The organism is Aquidulcibacter sp., assembly GCF_049239865.1.
In the GTDB taxonomy this organism is placed as follows: domain Bacteria; phylum Pseudomonadota; class Alphaproteobacteria; order Caulobacterales; family Aquidulcibacteraceae; genus Aquidulcibacter.
The window spans coordinates 183,218-200,949 of sequence record NZ_JBMLTR010000219.1; the positions used below are offsets into that span (position 1 = coordinate 183,218).

At 56.3% G+C, this 17,732-nt stretch carries 14 protein-coding genes; 11 read left to right on the forward strand and 3 right to left on the reverse strand.

The annotated features are described in order from the left end of the window. The first annotated feature begins 159 nt into the window (after window positions 1-159). A complete protein-coding gene (locus tag ACOVRA_RS16390; protein ID WP_085338996.1) occupies window positions 160-504 on the forward strand; it encodes a P-II family nitrogen regulator in 345 nt (114 codons plus the stop codon). 59 nt (window positions 505-563) lie between these two features. On the opposite strand, the gene ACOVRA_RS16395 is transcribed toward ACOVRA_RS16390, so the two are convergent. Further along, complete coding sequence (locus tag ACOVRA_RS16395; protein ID WP_421721228.1) at window positions 564-1,010, reverse strand: DUF805 domain-containing protein; 447 nt, start codon at window positions 1,008-1,010, stop codon at window positions 564-566. Between the two features lie 125 nt (window positions 1,011-1,135). Between ACOVRA_RS16395 and ACOVRA_RS16400 the strand changes: the two genes are divergently transcribed. From ACOVRA_RS16400 to ACOVRA_RS16410, 3 genes are read left to right on the forward strand one after another with little or no spacing between them, the layout of a single operon-like run. After that, a complete protein-coding gene (locus ACOVRA_RS16400) occupies window positions 1,136-2,260 on the forward strand; it encodes an ABC transporter permease (protein ID WP_421721229.1) in 1,125 nt (374 codons plus the stop codon). Next, window positions 2,257-2,958 carry an ABC transporter ATP-binding protein gene (locus ACOVRA_RS16405; protein ID WP_298228303.1) on the forward strand — a complete coding sequence of 234 codons (702 nt, stop codon included), beginning with the start codon at window positions 2,257-2,259 and terminating at the stop codon, window positions 2,956-2,958. Before ACOVRA_RS16400 ends, ACOVRA_RS16405 begins: the two co-directional genes overlap by 4 nt. Beyond that, window positions 2,955-3,119 (forward strand): hypothetical protein, encoded by a 165-nt coding sequence (locus ACOVRA_RS16410; protein ID WP_298228305.1) that lies wholly within the window; start codon window positions 2,955-2,957, stop codon window positions 3,117-3,119. Before ACOVRA_RS16405 ends, ACOVRA_RS16410 begins: the two co-directional genes overlap by 4 nt. Here ACOVRA_RS16410 and uvrA read toward each other — a convergent pair. Continuing rightward, a complete protein-coding gene (uvrA, locus tag ACOVRA_RS16415; RefSeq protein ID WP_421721230.1) occupies window positions 3,116-6,034 on the reverse strand; it encodes an excinuclease ABC subunit UvrA in 2,919 nt (972 codons plus the stop codon). The two genes, ACOVRA_RS16410 and uvrA, sit on opposite strands and share 4 nt — an antisense overlap. Window positions 6,035-6,321: 287 nt before the next feature. On the opposite strand from uvrA, the gene ssb reads away from it, so the two are divergent. Further along, the gene (ssb, locus tag ACOVRA_RS16420) at window positions 6,322-6,840 is read left to right on the forward strand and encodes a single-stranded DNA-binding protein (protein ID WP_290806638.1); all 519 of its coding nucleotides are present in this window, start codon (window positions 6,322-6,324) and stop codon (window positions 6,838-6,840) included. 33 nt (window positions 6,841-6,873) lie between these two features. Here the strand turns inward: ssb and ACOVRA_RS16425 are convergent, their stop codons facing one another. Beyond that, window positions 6,874-9,450, reverse strand: a complete 2,577-nt coding sequence (locus ACOVRA_RS16425) for a PAS domain S-box protein (RefSeq protein WP_421721231.1) — start codon at window positions 9,448-9,450, stop codon at window positions 6,874-6,876. Between the two features lie 245 nt (window positions 9,451-9,695). Between ACOVRA_RS16425 and ACOVRA_RS16430 the strand changes: the two genes are divergently transcribed. The 6 genes from ACOVRA_RS16430 to ACOVRA_RS16455 all read left to right on the forward strand — a co-directional run bounded on the left by ACOVRA_RS16430 (window position 9,696) and on the right by ACOVRA_RS16455 (window position 17,713). Beyond that, window positions 9,696-10,466, forward strand: a complete 771-nt coding sequence (locus ACOVRA_RS16430) for an ImuA family protein (RefSeq protein ID WP_421721232.1) — start codon at window positions 9,696-9,698, stop codon at window positions 10,464-10,466. Then, window positions 10,387-11,961 carry a DNA polymerase Y family protein gene (locus tag ACOVRA_RS16435; RefSeq protein WP_421721233.1) on the forward strand — a complete coding sequence of 525 codons (1,575 nt, stop codon included), beginning with the start codon at window positions 10,387-10,389 and terminating at the stop codon, window positions 11,959-11,961. Before ACOVRA_RS16430 ends, ACOVRA_RS16435 begins: the two co-directional genes overlap by 80 nt. A gap of 39 nt (window positions 11,962-12,000) precedes the next feature. Further along, a complete protein-coding gene (locus ACOVRA_RS16440; RefSeq protein WP_421721234.1) occupies window positions 12,001-15,234 on the forward strand; it encodes an error-prone DNA polymerase in 3,234 nt (1,077 codons plus the stop codon). 120 nt (window positions 15,235-15,354) lie between these two features. Continuing rightward, window positions 15,355-16,230: a helix-turn-helix transcriptional regulator gene (locus ACOVRA_RS16445; protein WP_421721235.1), complete on the forward strand. Its 876-nt coding sequence runs from the start codon at window positions 15,355-15,357 to the stop codon at window positions 16,228-16,230. 12 nt (window positions 16,231-16,242) lie between these two features. After that, entirely contained in the window at window positions 16,243-16,791 is a 549-nt protein-coding gene (locus ACOVRA_RS16450) for a hypothetical protein (RefSeq protein WP_421721236.1), read from the forward strand. A gap of 85 nt (window positions 16,792-16,876) precedes the next feature. After that, window positions 16,877-17,713 (forward strand): heme-dependent oxidative N-demethylase subunit alpha family protein, encoded by an 837-nt coding sequence (locus ACOVRA_RS16455; protein WP_421721237.1) that lies wholly within the window; start codon window positions 16,877-16,879, stop codon window positions 17,711-17,713. The last annotated feature ends 19 nt before the right edge of the window (window positions 17,714-17,732 follow it).

A 17,732-nucleotide genomic window follows, 5' to 3' on the forward strand; every position in this document is an offset into this window, starting at 1 on the left:
GTCGTGAAAGTCGCTCAAAATTTGAGCGATTATCCTCCGCTCTGCGGTCAGGCATTGAAAGCGGGTCACAAGTGCTGCTGATTGTCTAATCTAGCATGTGATGGAATAATCAGGGTCTGGTTCCTGAGAACGAACCCGATGCGAAGTGAGGGGAACAGAATGAAGCTTGTCACCGCTATTATCAAACCAAGCCGTCTCGATGCGGTGCTTGACGCTGCGACTGAGGCGGGCATTTCAGGCCTGACTGTTACCGAGGTCCGTGGTTATGGGCGTCAAAAGGGTAAGACCGAAGTTTATCGCGGCGCTGAATATGAAGTGAAGCTTTTGCCGAAGGTCAAGATTGAAGCCGTAGTTACAGATGACATGGTCGAAAAGGTTGTCGAGGCGCTGGCTGGTGCCGCTAACACCGGTAAAATCGGCGATGGTAAAATCTTTGTGGTCGACGTCGAGATGGCCCTGCGCATCCGCACGGGCGAAAAAGACGCCGCCGCAATCGCGGGCTAAATCCTGCGATTGGGTCAAACAAAAAGGGCGGTTCCATTGGAGCCGCCCTTTTTTGTTGCTTAAAATTGCGTGCGGTCCGCCCAATTCGGGCGCGATAGCCGCTCACGCGGGGCCTCGCCATGCATGCTGTTGAGCGCACTCGGACGGGCATACCAGGAAAACAGGATCATACTGCCAACAAAGGGCACGCAGTTCAAAAGAATCCAAATGCCCGATTTGCCAATATCGTGAAGGCGACGCACGCTGGCTGAAAAAATTGGTAAGAAATGCAAGGCACCGAAGGTCATGGTCATGGTGCCGATTTTGATTTCTGGCGTGCCATCCGTAAGCGTCGAAAGCACGATTGCGCTGTCGACAGAAATTGCCAAGCAACTCAGCGCCATCACCATCAGAATGAAATACCAATACGAGCGGCGGTCGGTTCGCCCTGTGATGTCCAACATATGGGTCAGGGCATGAAGATAATTTGTCACCATTTCGTGAGAATAGGGCGGCGGACTTAGCAAACCTTTGTAGAGGTCCAGACAATTTTAGGGGAGTTGGGGCTGCAACAGGTCGCGCGCGTTTGGGAATCATGGCCTAGTTTTGATCTTATAGTTGATTCCAAGTCTTTGAGGCCTGATAAATTGCGATGAATGCGCTTGCGCAACTCCATCTTTCCCACAATTGGCTGCGGGCTTGGTTTGCCATTCTCACGCTAATCTTGGCGGGTATTGCCATTTATCTTCAGCTTGGGCTGTCGAGTTATTTTTTGTCGCGTTATGCGCTCCTTGAGAGGCAAGCGACAGCACCGATCGTTATTTTGTCTCAGAAGCAGGGCAACGATCAGTATGAAAAAATACCTGAGGACGTGATCGCTCAAGTCGGTCGAAGTTCCTATGTGGGTGCCTTTGAACTGATCCGACAGAAGCATGCCTTTTTGGGCCAAGGTCCGTCAGGTGGCGGCCTAAAGGTAAATGTCATCGACCCAATCTCACCGGCACTGTCAGCACCGCAAATTATGTCTGTGGAAGCCAAGCGACTGCTCCAACGACCAAATTCAGTTCTGCTGACGGATGAAGATGCGCGGGCGACCGGCCTTGGCTTGGGCGACGAAGTTGTTCGAGAAAATGTACGGTTTCGGGTTGTTGGGCTTATGGATGGTAATCTAGGTCCCCGGGGAAGCATGATCTCACGTGAGAGCCTTGCAAACTTGAATGACACCTTAGATCGGAAACAAGAAATCCCAGTCTATTCCATCTTGGTGGCACCAAAGGAAGGGAAGTCAGTCGGCCAAGCGATTACCGGTCTCAATCGCGAATTGAATGCCCTTGGCGCAGAGGTGATGAGCCGAGAGCAACTAACCCAAAAAGTCATTGAGGACGCTCTGAAGGATCAACGCGACATTCGTGCATTTCTCTATCTTGCCATCTTTATCGGTGTGATCGCCCTTTTGATTATCTCACAAGCCATTCACGCCATGATGGCGGGTCAGCGCGTCGAGTTTGCCACTTTGCTGGCCATGGGTGTGCCAAAGTGGCGGATTGCCCTTCTGGTGCTAGAGCAGACCGTGTGGATCGGCCTCATCGCATCTGCCTTTGCCCTTTCCGGCGGCCTTGTCGGCCAATTGGTTCTAGAGAAGGCCGACGTTTATATCCTACTTTATCCGGCACAGGTCCCGATGGTGACAGGTGCCATTCTCGCGACATCTTGCCTTGCGGGCATGATGAGTTTGCCCACCATTTTTGGCCTCAAGCCGGTTGAGTTGTTGCGATGACAGAGGGTCCTATCCTGTCCGCAAAGGCGATCTCTAAGTCTTTTGGACGCGGTGCCAGCAAAGTGCACGCGCTGCATGATGTTTCTTTCTCGGTGGAGCAGGGAAGCCTTACCTTACTCAAAGGGGCGAGTGGGTCTGGCAAATCCTGTCTGCTGGCGGCCTTGTCTGGACTTCAAAGACCAGAGGGCGGCGTGGTGATCGCGAAGGGGACGGATGTCTGGGGGCGAGGAGGCCGATCTGCTGAACGTTTTCGTCGCCAGTATTGTGGTTATGTCTTTCAAACCCCGGGGCTATTTCCGTCTCTGACGGCGTGGCAGCAAGTCTTTGTTCCATTGCGACTTTTGGGGGTACCCGCTGGAGACGCCAAGGCAAGGGCATCTCAGTATCTGGACCTAGTTGGCCTGTTAGATCGCGCCCAATCAAAGCCCAGTCAATTGTCTGGTGGCCAAAATCAACGGGTGGCTATCGCCCGCATGCTGGCAAAGCGACCAGCCTTCATCTTCTGCGATGAACCCACGTCGGCATTAGATGGCCGCAATGCCGTCATGGTCGCCAGACTACTGAGTGAAGCTGCTAAACAACAGGGCGCAACCATCCTTTGCGCCACGCATGATGATCGCTTGGTGCCTTTCGCCAGTCGCGTGATCGAGTTGGAAGATGGCCGTTTGGTCTCTGACACGGCGGAGCCCAAGCCATGAGACTTTTGCGCTTTTTCGGCACTGTTTGGGGCTGGCTGATCATCGCCTTGATCACAGCCCTCTGGGCTCTCACGATCCTCACTGCCCGTGAAAATGAGCGGACTGATTTCAACCTGCGGGTCTGGAACGGAGTCGAAGCGAGCCAGAAGGCTAACCCCTAAGCTTTAGCTTCCCCTTCTGCTTCTTGGGCCATACGTGCGGCTTGGGCGAGGCGGCGTTCTTCGTGTTTGAGCAGGGTCTCTTTGAGATAGCGACCAGTCCAAGAGCCCTTGACCAAGGCCACCTCTTCCGGCGTACCTTCGGCCACGATCAAGCCGCCGCCATCGCCGCCTTCGGGACCCAAATCAATTAGCCAATCGGCGGTTTTGATCACGTCCAAATTATGCTCAATCACCAAGACGCTATTGCCTTGATCCACCAATTCCTGCAGCACTTCCAACAGCTTACGCGTGTCTTCAAAGTGCAGGCCAGTCGTGGGTTCATCGAGAATATAGAGCGTTCGCCCGGTTGCGCGGCGCGATAATTCCTTGGACAATTTTACCCGTTGGGCTTCCCCACCTGAGAGGGTGGTCGCCTGCTGACCGACCTTCACATAGCCGAGGCCCACCCGTACCAAAGTCTCCATCTTATCGCGAATGGAGGGGACCGCTTGGAAGAAGCCAGCAGCTTCCTCCACCGTCATATCCAGCACTTGGGCAATGGATTTATTGCGATAGGTGACTTCCAAAGTCTCGCGATTATAGCGTTGGCCATGGCAGACGTCGCAAGTGACATAGACGTCGGGCAAGAAGTGCATTTCGATCTTTTGCACGCCATCGCCTTGGCAGGCTTCACAGCGCCCACCTTTGACGTTGAAGCTGAAGCGGCCGGGGCCATAGCCGCGTGCTTTTGACTCTGGTAGGGCAGCAAACCAGTCGCGGATCGGACCAAATGCCCCCGTATAGGTGGCAGGATTAGACCGTGGCGTGCGGCCAATCGGGCTCTGGTCGATATCAATCACCTTGTCGAGATGGTGAAGGCCTTCCAGCGCCTTATGCGGCCCGGGCACTTCATTCGCCCCGTTCAGACGACGGGCAAGGGCTTTGTAGAGCGTCTCAAGAATGAGGGTCGATTTGCCCCCGCCGGACACGCCGGTGACGCAAGTGAAGATGCCCAGCGGGATATCGACCGAGACATTTTTCAGATTATTGCCTGTCGCCCCTTCAATCCGAAGGAACTTCTTAGGATTGCGGCGGCGGCGCTTTGGCGGGATGGGGATGGCCTTTTCACCGCGCAGATAGGCCCCCGTCAGGCTGCCCTTGGTCGCTTCAATATCGGCCGGCTTGCCTTGGGCGACCACTTGGCCGCCATGGATACCGGCGAGCGGCCCCATATCCAGCACATGGTCAGCCGTCAGAATGGCTTCCTCATCATGCTCGACCACGATGACGCTATTGCCGAGGTCACGCAGGCCTTTGAGCGAAGTCAGGAGGCGGGTGTTATCGCGCTGATGCAGGCCAATGCTGGGCTCGTCCAAGACATAGAGCACGCCCGTCAGCCCAGAGCCGATTTGGCTGGCCAATCGAATCCGCTGGCTCTCGCCGCCCGACAGCGTCGCTGAACCCCGGTGGAGCGTCAGATAGTCCAAGCCAACATCAACCAGAAAGCGCAAGCGCTCCTTGATCTCTTTCAACACGCGGGTGGCGATTTCCAATTCCTTGGGCGTCAGGCGGCCTTCTAAATCGACAAACCAGTCACGCGCACCCCGGATCGAACGAGAAGACACGACTGAAATATCTTCGCCGCCGACACGCACCGCAAGGGCCTCAGGCTTGAGGCGCTTACCCTCACAGGTCGGGCATTTCTGCGCTGATTGATAGCGGCCCAATTCCTCGCGCGACCAAGCCGAATCCGTTTCACGCCAGCGCCGTTCCAGATTGGGGATCACGCCTTCAAACGTCTTGGTGGTTTCATAGCGGCGCGCGCCATCATCATAGACGAATTTGACCTTCTCCGTCCCCGAGCCATAGAGCACGAGCTTCTGAAAGCTCTCAGGCAGTTTTGTCCAAGGTGTTGTCAGGGCGACTTCGGCATGGCGGGCAAGGGCTTGCAAAGTCTGGGTGTAAAGTGGTGAAGCCCCCTTGGCCCAGGGTGCAATCACGCCGTCATTCAAGGTCTTGCTTGAATCCGGGACCACCAACTCTTGGTCGAATTTAAGCTGCACGCCAAGACCATCACACGTGGGGCAGGCCCCAAACGGATTGTTGAAGGAGAAAAGACGCGGCTCGATCTCCGGGATGGTAAAACCCGATACGGGGCAGGCGAATTTGGCCGAAAATAGCATCCGCTTTGCCGCACCTTTTTCGTCCTTTTCATCGGCAAATTCGGCTAAGGCAATCCCATCGGCTAAGCGCAAACAGGTCTCAAAGCCTTCGGCTAGGCGCTGTTCAATGCCAGCGCGAACAGCGATGCGGTCAACAACCACATCAATGTCGTGCTTCAGTTTCTTGTCGAGATCAGGGGCATTTTCCAGCTCATAATACTCACCATTGATTTTGGCGCGTACAAAGCCTTGCTTGATCCAGCTTTTGAACTCGGTCTTAAACTCACCCTTTCGGCCGCGCACCACGGGGGCCAACAAGAACAAGCGCGTGCCCTCTGGCAGGACTTTGATCTTATCCACCATTTGGCTGACCGTCTGGCTTTCGATCGGCAGGCCGGTTGCTGGCGAATAGGGCACGCCAATGCGCGCCCAAAGCAAGCGCATATAGTCGTATATCTCAGTCACCGTGCCGACGGTGGAGCGTGGGTTTTTCGAGGTCGTCTTCTGCTCAATCGAGATGGCTGGCGACAAGCCCTCAATTGAATCCATGTCCGGCTTTTGCATCAGCTCGAGGAACTGGCGCGCATAGGCCGACAGGCTTTCGACATAGCGCCTTTGGCCTTCGGCATAGATGGTATCAAAGGCGAGCGAGCTTTTGCCCGACCCAGATAGGCCTGTGATGACCACCAACTCACCGCGAGGGATCTCAACCGTGAAATTCTTCAAATTGTGTTCGCGCGCGCCGCGCACACGGATAACAGGCGATTCAGACATGTGTGACCTTGATTACGCAAACCTCAGAGCCACAAGCCCCAAAGCCAAAACAATGTCGCCCTGATTAGCGCGTGCGAACCAGCTTGACGAATAGAACATTATGTGAACATCTTACGCTTGTCCACGGCATGCACAGTTTTACATGCTTATCCACAAGGCGAGGCGGTTTGAGTGTCGCCCCTCTCTTCTGGTTTGGACATGAGACCTGTAGCGTCAGTTTCAAATGGATACGATGCCAAGACGCGACAGGATGAGTCGCCAACGGCAAAAAAGACGGAGTTAGGGCAATGGCGGGCAGCGTGAACAAAGTGATCTTGGTTGGAAACTTGGGGCGCGATCCTGAGATTAAGTCCTTTCCGTCCGGGGATCGCATCGCAGAGTTTTCGGTCGCAACCAGTGAGCGCTGGAACGATAAAGCCACCGGCGAGAAGAAAGAAAAGACCGAATGGCACCGTGTCGTCGTGCGTAACGACAATCTGGTGAAGGTCGTCGAGAATTACGTCAAAAAAGGCAGCAAGGTCTATGTTGAGGGCCAGTTGCAGACCCGTGAATGGACTGATCAGGCCGGCCAAAAGCGTTATTCGACTGAAGTGGTCATTGGCCGGTTCAAAGGCGAAATCACCATTCTGGATGGTCGTTCCGGTGGCGGCGACATGGTCGAAGACCGCTCTGAAGGTGGGTTTGGCGGTGGCCGTTCAATGGGCGGCAATGGCGGTGGCTTTGGCGGGGGATCTTCGGCACCTCGCGCGGTTCAAGGCGAGAAGCGCTCCTTTGCGGCCGACCTTGAGGACGATATCCCGTTCTGATCCCATGCAGCGCAAATCGCGAGTGGCTTAGGCTTAGGCTTTCGTCTTTGCCTTGCCGCTGCCTGTGTGTTCGTTTGCCTCACAGGCCTCCAGTGTCGCATCTATACCTTTGAGCAAGGCCTCAGGTGTGACGGGCTTCGCGATATGGAAGTCACAGCCAGCCCAAAAGGACTGGGTGATGTGTTCTTTCATCGCATTGGCGCTTACCATGGCGATTGGCGTGCGTTGCAAGCCTTTGCTGCGTTCAATCTCGCGGATCTGTTTGGTCGCTGACAGACCATCCATAACCGGCATTTGCATGTCCATCAGCACAAGATCAAAGTGTGCATTTTGCCACATCTCAACGGCTTCCTGGCCGTTTTGGGCGATGGTCAGTGCGATGCCGTGGGGCTCAAGGATCATCGCAATCACGCGTTGATTGACTGGATGATCTTCGGCCAACAAGATGGAACGGCTGGCGGTATGCGGCAGGACGGCGGTCGGCGTGGTGCTTGCCCCTGCTCGCTCAGTGCGGGCAAACGCTTCGGGATGGACCCGTGGCAAAGGCAAGATAACGGAGAAGAGGCTACCAATCCCGGCTTCGGAGGTTACGAGGAATTGGCCGCCCATCATGTCGGTCAAGGTGCGGCAGATCGACAGGCCGAGACCTGTGCCACCAAAATTCTTGGTAATGGAGGCGTCTGCTTGTTCAAACCGTGCAAACAGGCGTTGTTTCGTTTGCTCGTCAAAGCCAATGCCTGTGTCTTTCACGCTGATCATGACTTCGCATGACCCATCCGCTTTGTCTGTAGCTGCGATACTGATGTCGATTTGACCTTTTTGGGTGAACTTCACCGCATTTGAGGCCAAGTTCGAAACAATCTGTTTCACGCGTATGCCATCGCCCTCAAACAAGCCTTCGGTACCGGGACCAAATCGGAGATAGAAGCCTAAGCCTTTTTCTTCAGCCCGTATGCCCATGACTTGGGCTGTCGCCTCAATGGTTTCGCGCAGGTCAAACGGTTCAGGTTGCAGGGTGAATTTGCCCGCTTCAATCTTCGAGACATCAAGAATATCGGACAAAAGAAGCTCAAGCGTTTCGCCAGACGACTGAATGAGGTCGACCATTTCGCGCTGGGACTGCGTGAGTTCGGTGCGTGACAAGGCACCAACCACACCAATGACGCCATTTAAGGGGGTGCGGATTTCATGGCTCATATTGGCCAAGAAGCTACTCTTGGCGCGATTGGCGGCTTCGGCCTGCTCGCGAGCGGCCAAGAGTTCCGTTTCGGTGCGTTTACGCTCGGTGATGTCGTAAAGGATGCTGACAAAGCGTGCGCCTTCGGTGCGCGTGGCCGGTAAGGGCACAACCGTCGCGTCGACCCAGAATTCTGAACCATCCTTGGCGCGATTGCACACTTCCCCCCGCCAAGATTGACCCGCATTGATCGTGTCGCGCATGCCCTGGAAATAGGATGGATCATGCTTACCAGACTGAACGGACTGATAGCTTTGCCCGATCAATTCTTCGCGGCTATAGCCACTGATCTCGCAATAGCGGTCATTGACGAACTCGATGCGACCAAATTGGTCAGCGACTGAGATGATGGAATGTTCGTCTAGGGCAGATTGATAGGCATTGAGATTGGCCAAGGCATCATCAGCGCGACGTTGGGCTTCGACCAGATCGGTAACCTCGGTTTCAATCGCTTGAAATCCTTCAAGTTGGTTCTGGTCATCATGGAGCGGCTGGATGTCGAGATTAACCCAATAATTGCGGCCGGTTTTGCTGCGGTTCAAAAGTGTGGCGCTAGCCGCTTCACCGCGATTGAGGGCACGGATCAATTGGGCGACTTGTTCCGCATCAGCTTCTGGAGCAAGGGTCAATTGGCTCGGCTTTTTGCCAATAACTTCTTCGCGGCTATAGCCCGTTAGCGCAAGATAGGCGTCATTCGCCCAAATGATTTCGCGCTTCTGATTGGTCCGCACCACGGGGTTGCGCGCTAATTCGGCAAAGCGTGCAAACTCTCGATAGCGGATCTTTTCTTTTTGGACGATCTCGCGATCTTGTCGCCAAAGTTCGAATATCAAAATGAAAGCAATGCCAACCAGGATAATCGTGACCAGAAACCCTGTCTGGATACGCGCTTTGGCGGATTGAATATCGGCGGAACCAGAATCCAAGGCCTTTTTGATTTCACGTGTATAAGTGGCTTTTTGATCGGCATAATCTTGCGACGATAGAATTTTGAGGGCGTCTTCTTTTTTGCCGTCGGCCACCAAAGCAAAGGACAGGCGTTCAAGATCGATGAGCTTGGTATTGGCCAGATCAACTTCGCCGAGGCTTTCTTTCACGCCCAAGGGGCCGATGGAGGTGGCTTTGACAATGGCTGCTTCCAGGCGGGGGGTATTGTCTTCGTAACGCTTTGCCCATTTCGGGTCGGCTGTCGTCGCATGCATGAGCGCAGACATGGTCAACACTTCGTCGAGACGATTGATCTCGCCGGTAGCTTCGGTGAACAAAATCTGTCGCGTATTGATATCGCGATAGGAGGCAAACTGCCACGACGAAGCCGCTGCTAGAAGCAGGATTGCAAACGTCACAGTCAGTAACCTGGGGAGCGATTTCATGCAGCCATCCTAAACAGATGGACTGTTTATAGACTGAATGGTGTTTCTGTTGAGTTAAATTGCCGATTTTAGCCGATTACCTTGGTTTTAGTTGTTTGTGCATGTGGGATATCCTCGTTTCGGTTCTACGTCATTATCGGACATGCCCGCAAAAAGGCATCAGATTTCCGACTCGACTCACTGGCTTCTTCGTGATTAGAACAAATCAAGAACATAAAGAGCAGAAAGGTGTGTGAGTTCCAGCCATGAGACCGGATTTGACCGCTTTGCGTACCCAGATACGGGCTATTGAGACCGAGGGCCGTCCGGCCTTGAGCTGTTTGCCAACAGGTGCAGACGGGTTGGACGTAGCTTTGGGGGGTGGATTGGCTTTGGGCGCTGTGACCGAAGTGGTTCCAGCTGCTTTCATGGATGAACCTGCAAGCTTGCACTTTGCTTTTGCCTGTTTGGCCAAGGCGCTGCAGCAGCGCTCGGGCGATCTGGTGGTGATTGAAGATGCCAGTCGCGGGCAGGGGTGGGGGCCTGCTTGGGGGCAGCTTTATGGGCCGGGTTTGCAGAAGCTTGGCGTGTGCCCATCGCGAATTTTGTTGGTGCGTGCTCCGGATGTGAAGGGTTTTCATGCCTGTCTGGAGGATGCGGCGCGAACCTTTGGATTGGCCGGTGTTTTGGCTCTGTCTGGCCCTAAAGCAGGCTTTAGCCTTGCCGGCGCACGGCGGGTCCAATTGGCGGCAGAGCAGGCCCATAGTTTTGTTCTGGCTGTCCAAGGGCTGCGCACCTCTGCTTTTGCGCCAGCACGCGCGCGACTGGTTGTCGCCAGTCGACCGTGCCGCCCTGTGCCCTTGGGGACGGCTTTGCCGGGGCTTGGACCCCCCGCTTGGAGACTTCACCTCGAACGCGCCCGCAATGGTGCGCGTCCACAATCCTTTGATTTGGAGTATGATGATGCGACGCATAGCCTGTATCAGCCTGCCACGCTGGCCAACCGATCGCCTCAGCCGCAACGCCTCTCTGCTTAAGGGCGATGGGACACGTTTCTCGCGCGCTAAGCCGTGCGCCACGGTTGCGCGTAGTGCCGGGGGAATTCGCCTCATTGCCCTCAATCGTGCCGCGCAAGAGGCAGGTCTATCCTCTGGCATGATGTTGGCCGGGGCGAAGGCCTTGGTGCCAGATGTTTGTGTCGCCGATAGTGACCCCGTGGGGGAGGGTGAGGATCTGACCGCTTTGGCACGCTGGGCCATGCGGTGGAGCCCATATTGTGCGCCAGTCAAAGGGCTTGAGGGCACGCATGCGCTTTTCCTCGACATTACCGGCTGCGCCCATTTGTTTGGGGGTGAAGCCGCCATGTTAGCCGATATGGTCATCAAAATGCGGGCTTTGGGCCTGACAGCGCGGGCAGCTTGCGCGGCGACACCGGGGGCGGCCTTTGCTTTGGCGCGCTTTGCGCCAGAGGCGCGCCATGGTTTGAGTGCGCCGGATGGAGCGGCTTTGCGCGCCTTGGTTGGGGCTTTGCCGGTGGAAGCTTTGCGTCTGCCAAGCGGCACGACCACGGGCTTGCGCGCTTTGGGCTTGAAGACCATTGGCCAAGTCGCCACCCAATCGTCGGCGGCTTTAGCCAGACGGTTTGGTATTGATCTGGTGCGCGCTTTGGACCGGGCCCGTGGGCTTGAGGAAGAAGCCATTGACCCGGTTGCGGAGATCATCCCGCGGCGTATCCGCTTGCGCTTGGCCGAACCCTTGATGACCCGCCAAGGCTTGGAGCTGGCAGGGGCGAAGGCTGCAGGAGAAATGTGCACGCTTTTGGACTCCTATAATGAAGGCGCACGCCGCTTGGTTCTCAATCTCTATCGTGTGGATGGGGTCGTCTTACAGCTTGTTGGCGGGTCTGGGCGCGCCCATCGCGACGCGGTTTTGTGGGCGAAGGTCTTGTGCGAACGGATTGAGGCAGAGGCCAATGGCGCTGGGCTTGATTTAGGCTTTGGGGTCGATCTGGTTGAAATTTGTGCGCCCGTGGTGGAAATATTGGAAGGCCAGGTCATGGACTTGGACCCGGTGGCTGCGGCGGCCTTGGCCAGTGCCGATGCGCTCCATCGTTTGGCTGACCGCCTATCCGCCCGCTTAGGCGCTGGACGGGTGACGCGTATGGAGGCGGTGGCCCATTGGGTGCCCGAACAGGCTGTGCGCCAAGTGGCGGTTGCCGATCGACGCCCGCAGGCGAGCCATTTCCCCGAAGCTTTGGCGGCGCGACGCCCCGCTTTGCTGTTAGAACGCGCCGAACCAATTGATGCCATCGCCGAAGTACCAGACGGCCCACCCCGCCTGTTTCGCTGGCGCGCTTTAGCCTTCAAAGTCGCTTGCGCCGAAGGGCCAGAGCGTATTGCCTGTGGCGAGGCCCATGACCGCGACTATTACCGGATTGAGACCAGTGAGGGCCGTCGCTTTTGGCTCTATCGCCAAGGCCTGCCCGGCAAAGTCGATCATCCCAAATGGTATGTGCATGGGAGTGCGGCATGAAGCCCCTTCACTTAATGCTGATCCCATTGAGGTGCGTCCATGCGCATCTTTGAGCCTTTGGCGACAACCAGTTTCTCCTTCCTGAAAGGGGCAAGCCAGCCCGATGAGATGGTGTGGGCGGCCCATGGCCTTGGGCTGCAAGGATTGGGCGTGGCCGATATCAATACCGTCGCCGGTGTGGTGCGGGCCCATGTCGCCGCCAAAGAGGCCGGCATCCGGTTGATCGTTGGTGCGCGCTTGGTTGAGCCCGATGGATTTGAGACCGTCCTTTATCCCAAAGACCGGGCGGCTTGGGGACGCTTGACCCGGTGTCTGACGCGCGGCAACCGCCGCTCGCGCAAGGGCAGTTGCACGCTAGAAAAAGCCGATCTGTTGGAGGCCATGGACGGGGCTTGTGCCATCCTTGTGCCACCCCCCATCCTCACCCAAGCTTGGTTGGATAAAGCCCAGACCCACCTGTCCGACGCACCCTTGACCGCTGACCTTTATGTGGCCGCGACCCGACCTTTTGACGGTACAGACTTTCAACGTCTGGCCGCTCTGGTGAGCCTGGTTCAGGGCACGCGCGCACGCCTGATTGCCACCATGGATGCACTGTTCCACACGCCAGACCGCCGGCTGTTGGCCGATGTCTTGGCCTGTATCCGCACCAAGACGACTTTGGAAGCTGCGGGCTATTTGCGGTTACAAAATAGCGAAAAATGCCTGAAACCCCCTGAAGAAATCATCCGCCTCTTCAAAGGGTTTGAAGATTGTCTTCAGGCGCAAAAGAAACTTTTTGATGCGATCACTTTCTCCCTAGATCAACTGGCCTATGAATATCCCGATGAAGTTGTAGCACGGGGGGAAACCCCGATGGATAGTTTAATTCGATTGAGTGAATTGGGCGCGCAAGGCCGCTATCCTGAGGGTGTGCCAGAGCGGGTGCGGGCGGCCTTGGATCATGAATATGCGCTGATCGCGGAATTGAGTTACGCGCCTTATTTTCTGACCGTTTATGACATTGTCGCCTTTGCGCGCAGCCGGGGCATTGTCTGCCAAGGCCGGGGGTCTGCTGCCAATTCGGTGGTGTGCTATTGCTTAGGGATCACGGCGGTAGATCCCATCCGCGTTGACCTCTTGTTTGAGCGCTTCATCTCAGCAGAGCGGCGCGAACCACCCGATATTGATGTCGACTTTGAGCATGAGCGCCGCGAAGAGGTGATCCAATATATCTATGACAAATTTGGCCGCCATCGGGCGGGTATTGCTGGGGTGGTGATTTCCTATCGTGGCCGCTCTTCCTTGCGCGAGGTTGGCAAAGTCATGGGGTTGAGCGGGGATACACAAGAGGCTTTGGCCAAGTCGGTTTGGGGCTGGGGCCGCGGCGGGGTTGATCCGGCCCTTATTCACAAGATGACAGGTTTGGATATTACGACCCCCGTGATTGCCCAGACCATGATGCTGGCCCGCACCCTGCACGGATTTCCCCGCCATTTGTCTCAGCATGTTGGTGGCTTTGTCATCACACGTGGGCCGCTCGATGAAGTGGTGCCCATTGGCAATGCCGCCATGCCAGACCGGACCTTTGTGGAGTGGGATAAGGATGATTTGGATGCTTTGGGTATTTTGAAGATTGATGTGCTGGCCTTGGGCATGTTGACCTGTGTTGCCCGCGCCTTTGAGTTTTTAGAGCACGACTATGGCGTGCGGCTGGGGCTTGCCGATATTCCAGCTGAAGACCCCGCCGTTTATGATATGATTTGCGCGGCTGATACGGTTGGTGTGTTTCAGATTGAAAGCCGGGCGCAAATGTCCATGCTGCCACGGCTGCGCCCACGCACCTTTTACGATCTGGTGATTGAAGTCGCTATTGTGCGGCCCGGGCCCATTCAAGGCGATATGGTCCATCCTTATTTGCGTCGCCGCCAAGGCCAAGAGAAGGTCACCTTTCCTTCCAAGGCACTGGAAGACGTTTTGGGCAAGACCCTTGGTGTGCCCTTGTTTCAAGAACAAGCCATGCGCATCGCCATTGTTGCGGCAGGCTTCACACCCTCTGAAGCAGACCGTTTACGCCGCGCCATGGCAACTTTTCGCAAAGTCGGCATCATCCATGAATTTGGCAAACGCTTGGTCGATGGCATGGTGGCCAATGGCTATGAGCAAGATTTTGCCGAGCGTTGTTTCCGCCAGATTGAGGGCTTTGGCGAATATGGCTTCCCTGAAAGCCATGCGGCCAGTTTCGCTTTGATTGTTTATGTGTCGGCTTGGCTGAAGAAGCATTGGCCCGAGGTCTTTTTAGCCGCCATTCTCAACGCTCAACCCATGGGCTTTTATGCCTCTGCCCAATTGGTGCGCGATGCCAAGGAGCATGGGGTGGAGGTGCTGCCGCCAGACGTCGGCTTTTCGGATTGGGACACTATGTTGGAAGCGCGTCCGGGGCAGGCCCGTAAAGCCGTGCGCCTAGGGCTGCGGGAGATTAAGGGCTTTAAGGAGGCCGATGCCGCCCGCTTGGTTGCGGCCCGCGCTGGGGGTGCAAGATTCCTCGATGCGGAAGACCTGAAACGGCGCGCGCGCTTAAATGGTCGGGCGATGGATTTGCTGTCTGATGGGGATGCGATGGGCAGCTTGAACTTGGATCGCCGCCAAGCACTTTGGCGTGCCAAAGGCCTAGCTGAACATGCCTTGCCCTTATTTGAGCATGCGAGCGAATATGGCCCAGAAGTGGATCCTGCCCTGCCAGAGATGCCGCTGAGCGAACAGGTCGTGCATGATTACGCCCGTCTGCGCCTCAGTCTCAAAGCCCATCCAGTGTCCTTCTTCCGCGCTGAATTGACCGAGAAGCGCTTTGTGACTTCCCAAGCGCTCAAGACCGCCCCCAATGGCGCGCGCGTTGATATTGCTGGCCTTGTCTTGGTGCGGCAAAAGCCCGGTACGGCTAAAGGCGTCTTGTTTGTGACGCTGGAAGATGAATTTGGCTCTGCCAATGTGATTGTTTGGCCAAAGATTTTTGAGCGGTTCCGGCGTGAGACTTTGGCTGCAAAATTCATGGGCATCAGAGGCAGGCTGCAGCGAGAGCATGGCGTCATCCATGTGATCGCGGACCGAGTCACCAATCTGAACCCCCGTCTGGCAGAATTGTCCGACGGCAGCCAAGGCTTCACCCAAGCACTGGCCCGCGCCGATGAACATCAAAGTCCGCGCGAAGATCCAAAGCTGACTCAAGCCAATAATCGTGCACTCGCCCAACAGCGGACCACCCGCGCCTTCGCCAATAGCCGCGATTTTCACTGAGAGCGGTCCCATGCAACGGAGGAAACACACAGCGCCCCCCTATCGCCACCAAGAAACTCTATCTAAAATTGATAAACTTATTAAATGCACCAGAAGAGTGCAGCACAAACGGAGACGGCGATGACTCAGATTCAAAGCCTAACTGCCGCGGTTTTACTCGAGTTGCGTGCCGCAAGGCGTGAAGGCGACCTCCACCACATCCTCACCACCTATGCCAAGGCTTGCGGCTTTGGCTGGTATCAATTGGCCCCGGGGCCGCACAACCCGATGTTGGATCCAACCAGCCTTTTGAACTTTGGCAATTTTGACCCGACTTGGCGACGCCAATATGCCACAGAGCCCAGTTGTCGGACTGACCCTGCCCGCAATCAGGCCATCCAACGGGCGGGCTCTGTCCAATGGCAACGGGCTTTTGCCTCTGCCCGCAACCCTGAACAGCGCGACTTTGTGCGGGCCTCGCGCGAACAAGGGTTTCGCGATGGCATCACCACGCCCGTCCATGGGCCACAAGGCTGTGTGGCCATCATGATGTTTGCTGCACCTCGACTGCTCCGCCTTGACCCGGATGATGAGGAGGCGCTCAGCCATATTGCCATGGCCTTTTACCAGCGCGTCCGCCGTCTGACGGCTGCCGCCCTGTTTCAACCTGCCGAACCTGCCCATCTGACCAGTCGTGAAATTGAGTGTTTGCATTGGGTTCTGGAAGGCAAAACCAATTGGGAAATCGGGGTGGTGACAGGCGTGACGGCCCGCACAGTCCAGTTTCATTTAGGCAATGCCTCGCGAAAATTGGGTGTCGTCAATCGGGTTCAGGCGGCGGTGCGTGCTTTGTTGCGAGGTGATCTATCGGTCCATCAATTGAGTCATCCCCGTCCTGAGATCAAGTTGGAGGACCCTTATGCCCGCCGACTTCCCAAGCCGGCGACGCATTCACGCCAAAGTAAGACTTCGCAGGCATGTTCCAGCCAATCTACAATCTCGTCGTTCCGTGCATGAGAGGTTTTCGCGTTGACCCAATTTTTGGCCCTTATGATGGTCGCATTGTCGGCGACGTCACCCTTGTCGCCAGATTCACCTACTGGTGCAGAGACTCAATCACCATCTGGCCCTCTCATGCCAGGTCTGAAGAATGCGATTGCGACCCCGGATGGGGCCGTTCCGCTGGATTGGTCCGGGCCCGCAGCGAAGCAACCCGGCGCGGATGCGAATGTGGAAGCCTTTGATCCCACCGCGAGTTTGTTCGGCCCGTCCAATCTGTGCGTTGTGACTCCAGGACAGCCCACCCCCAGCTGCGCAGCAGCGCCAGACCAAGGCCTGAAAGTCACGTCTGACATTTTCAGCGGTGATGTGAACCCAGATTCCACCTGCCAAACCCAAGAGGATGTGCGTATTGGGGCCGACGGCAAGCCGCAACGTGTGTTTGCCACCGTCTGCGGCGACGAAGCGGATTCTTGGACTTATCGCCAACGGGCTGCGGCCGCCAGCAAGGCCAATCCAAGTAGGTCGACCAATCGGGTGATTGGGCCCAATGATTTGGTGCCACAAACGACCCCCTGATCTATTCACCCTAATTTAGCGGTGGGCAGCGGCTTCACCGCATCTGCCCGCTTGCAACCTGCGCCCAGACAGGTTTCAACAAAGCGTGTCGCACGCGCTATCCTCCTCCCGTCCTCTGCCATTTGAGCAGGGCCCGCCGCGCTTTGATGTCGGCCTCGCCCCGATTGAGCCGCAAGCTTGGTTGATGCCCGATGATCAGGCCGATTGGCTTGCGCCTAAAAATGCGCTTATGGATACCGAATCCGACGCGGTTTTTGCTAGCGTAACAGGCTCTATGCCCGGTCAATTAGAGGCGGCACAGCTGGTTGCCACCGCTTGTGGTCAGAGTTTTGATCCAGGTGAGCCTCCCCTGTTTGCCGCCAGCCGGTTGGTTTCCGACGATCTGGTACTGATGGAAATGCGCGAGGGCGCTTGGACCAACACGGCCCTGTGTTTGTGCAGTCCAACCTTTTTCTCGGCTCATGAAGCCATTGGCAAAAGCCTCTTTGCCCTGCATCGACCGGTGCCCGGCGGCGATCCAGGTCTGGGCGGGCGGATTTCTCGTGTCTTCTCCTTATTGCGTGATGAGCTCGTTCTGGAGCGCTTTAATTGGACCGTGCAATGGAGCGACGCGCGTTATACGCCCGACGCCACGCCCTTGCGCGCAGCGGCCACTGCGGCCGCCCTTGATGCGGCAAGGGACGCGCTTCATGTGAGGGTCGAGCGCCAGACCATTCGCAGGCTTCCCCAAACAGGCGCAGTCCTCTTCACCATACGCATCCGACTCTATCGATTGGCAGACCTCCTTGCCGATCAAGCCCTTGCTAGCGCTTTCCAGCAGGCTTGGCATGAGGCAAACCAAGATGTGCGCGCCTATAAGAAGTGGGAGAGTTTAGAACGCCACGTTGCGGCCTTACTTTGTGACTATGCAGGAAATCCCTAACCCTTCTGCGTGTTACGCG

Excerpts from the sequence above, each read along its gene's own strand:
- ACOVRA_RS16400 (WP_421721229.1), top strand. The coding sequence starts at position 1,136 with ATGAATGCGCTTGCGCAACTCCATCTTTCCCACAATTGGCTGCGGGCT.
- ACOVRA_RS16405 (WP_298228303.1), top strand. The coding sequence starts at position 2,257 with ATGACAGAGGGTCCTATCCTGTCCGCAAAGGCGATCTCTAAGTCTTTT.
- ACOVRA_RS16430 (WP_421721232.1), top strand. The coding sequence starts at position 9,696 with ATGAGACCGGATTTGACCGCTTTGCGTACCCAGATACGGGCTATTGAG.
- ACOVRA_RS16440 (WP_421721234.1), top strand. The coding sequence starts at position 12,001 with ATGCGCATCTTTGAGCCTTTGGCGACAACCAGTTTCTCCTTCCTGAAA.
- ACOVRA_RS16390 (WP_085338996.1), top strand. The coding sequence starts at position 160 with ATGAAGCTTGTCACCGCTATTATCAAACCAAGCCGTCTCGATGCGGTG.
- ACOVRA_RS16435 (WP_421721233.1), top strand. The coding sequence starts at position 10,387 with ATGATGATGCGACGCATAGCCTGTATCAGCCTGCCACGCTGGCCAACC.
- ssb (WP_290806638.1), top strand. The coding sequence starts at position 6,322 with ATGGCGGGCAGCGTGAACAAAGTGATCTTGGTTGGAAACTTGGGGCGC.
- ACOVRA_RS16410 (WP_298228305.1), top strand. The coding sequence starts at position 2,955 with ATGAGACTTTTGCGCTTTTTCGGCACTGTTTGGGGCTGGCTGATCATC.
- ACOVRA_RS16445 (WP_421721235.1), top strand. The coding sequence starts at position 15,355 with ATGACTCAGATTCAAAGCCTAACTGCCGCGGTTTTACTCGAGTTGCGT.
- ACOVRA_RS16425 (WP_421721231.1), bottom strand. The coding sequence starts at position 9,450 with ATGAAATCGCTCCCCAGGTTACTGACTGTGACGTTTGCAATCCTGCTT.
- uvrA (WP_421721230.1), bottom strand. The coding sequence starts at position 6,034 with ATGTCTGAATCGCCTGTTATCCGTGTGCGCGGCGCGCGCGAACACAAT.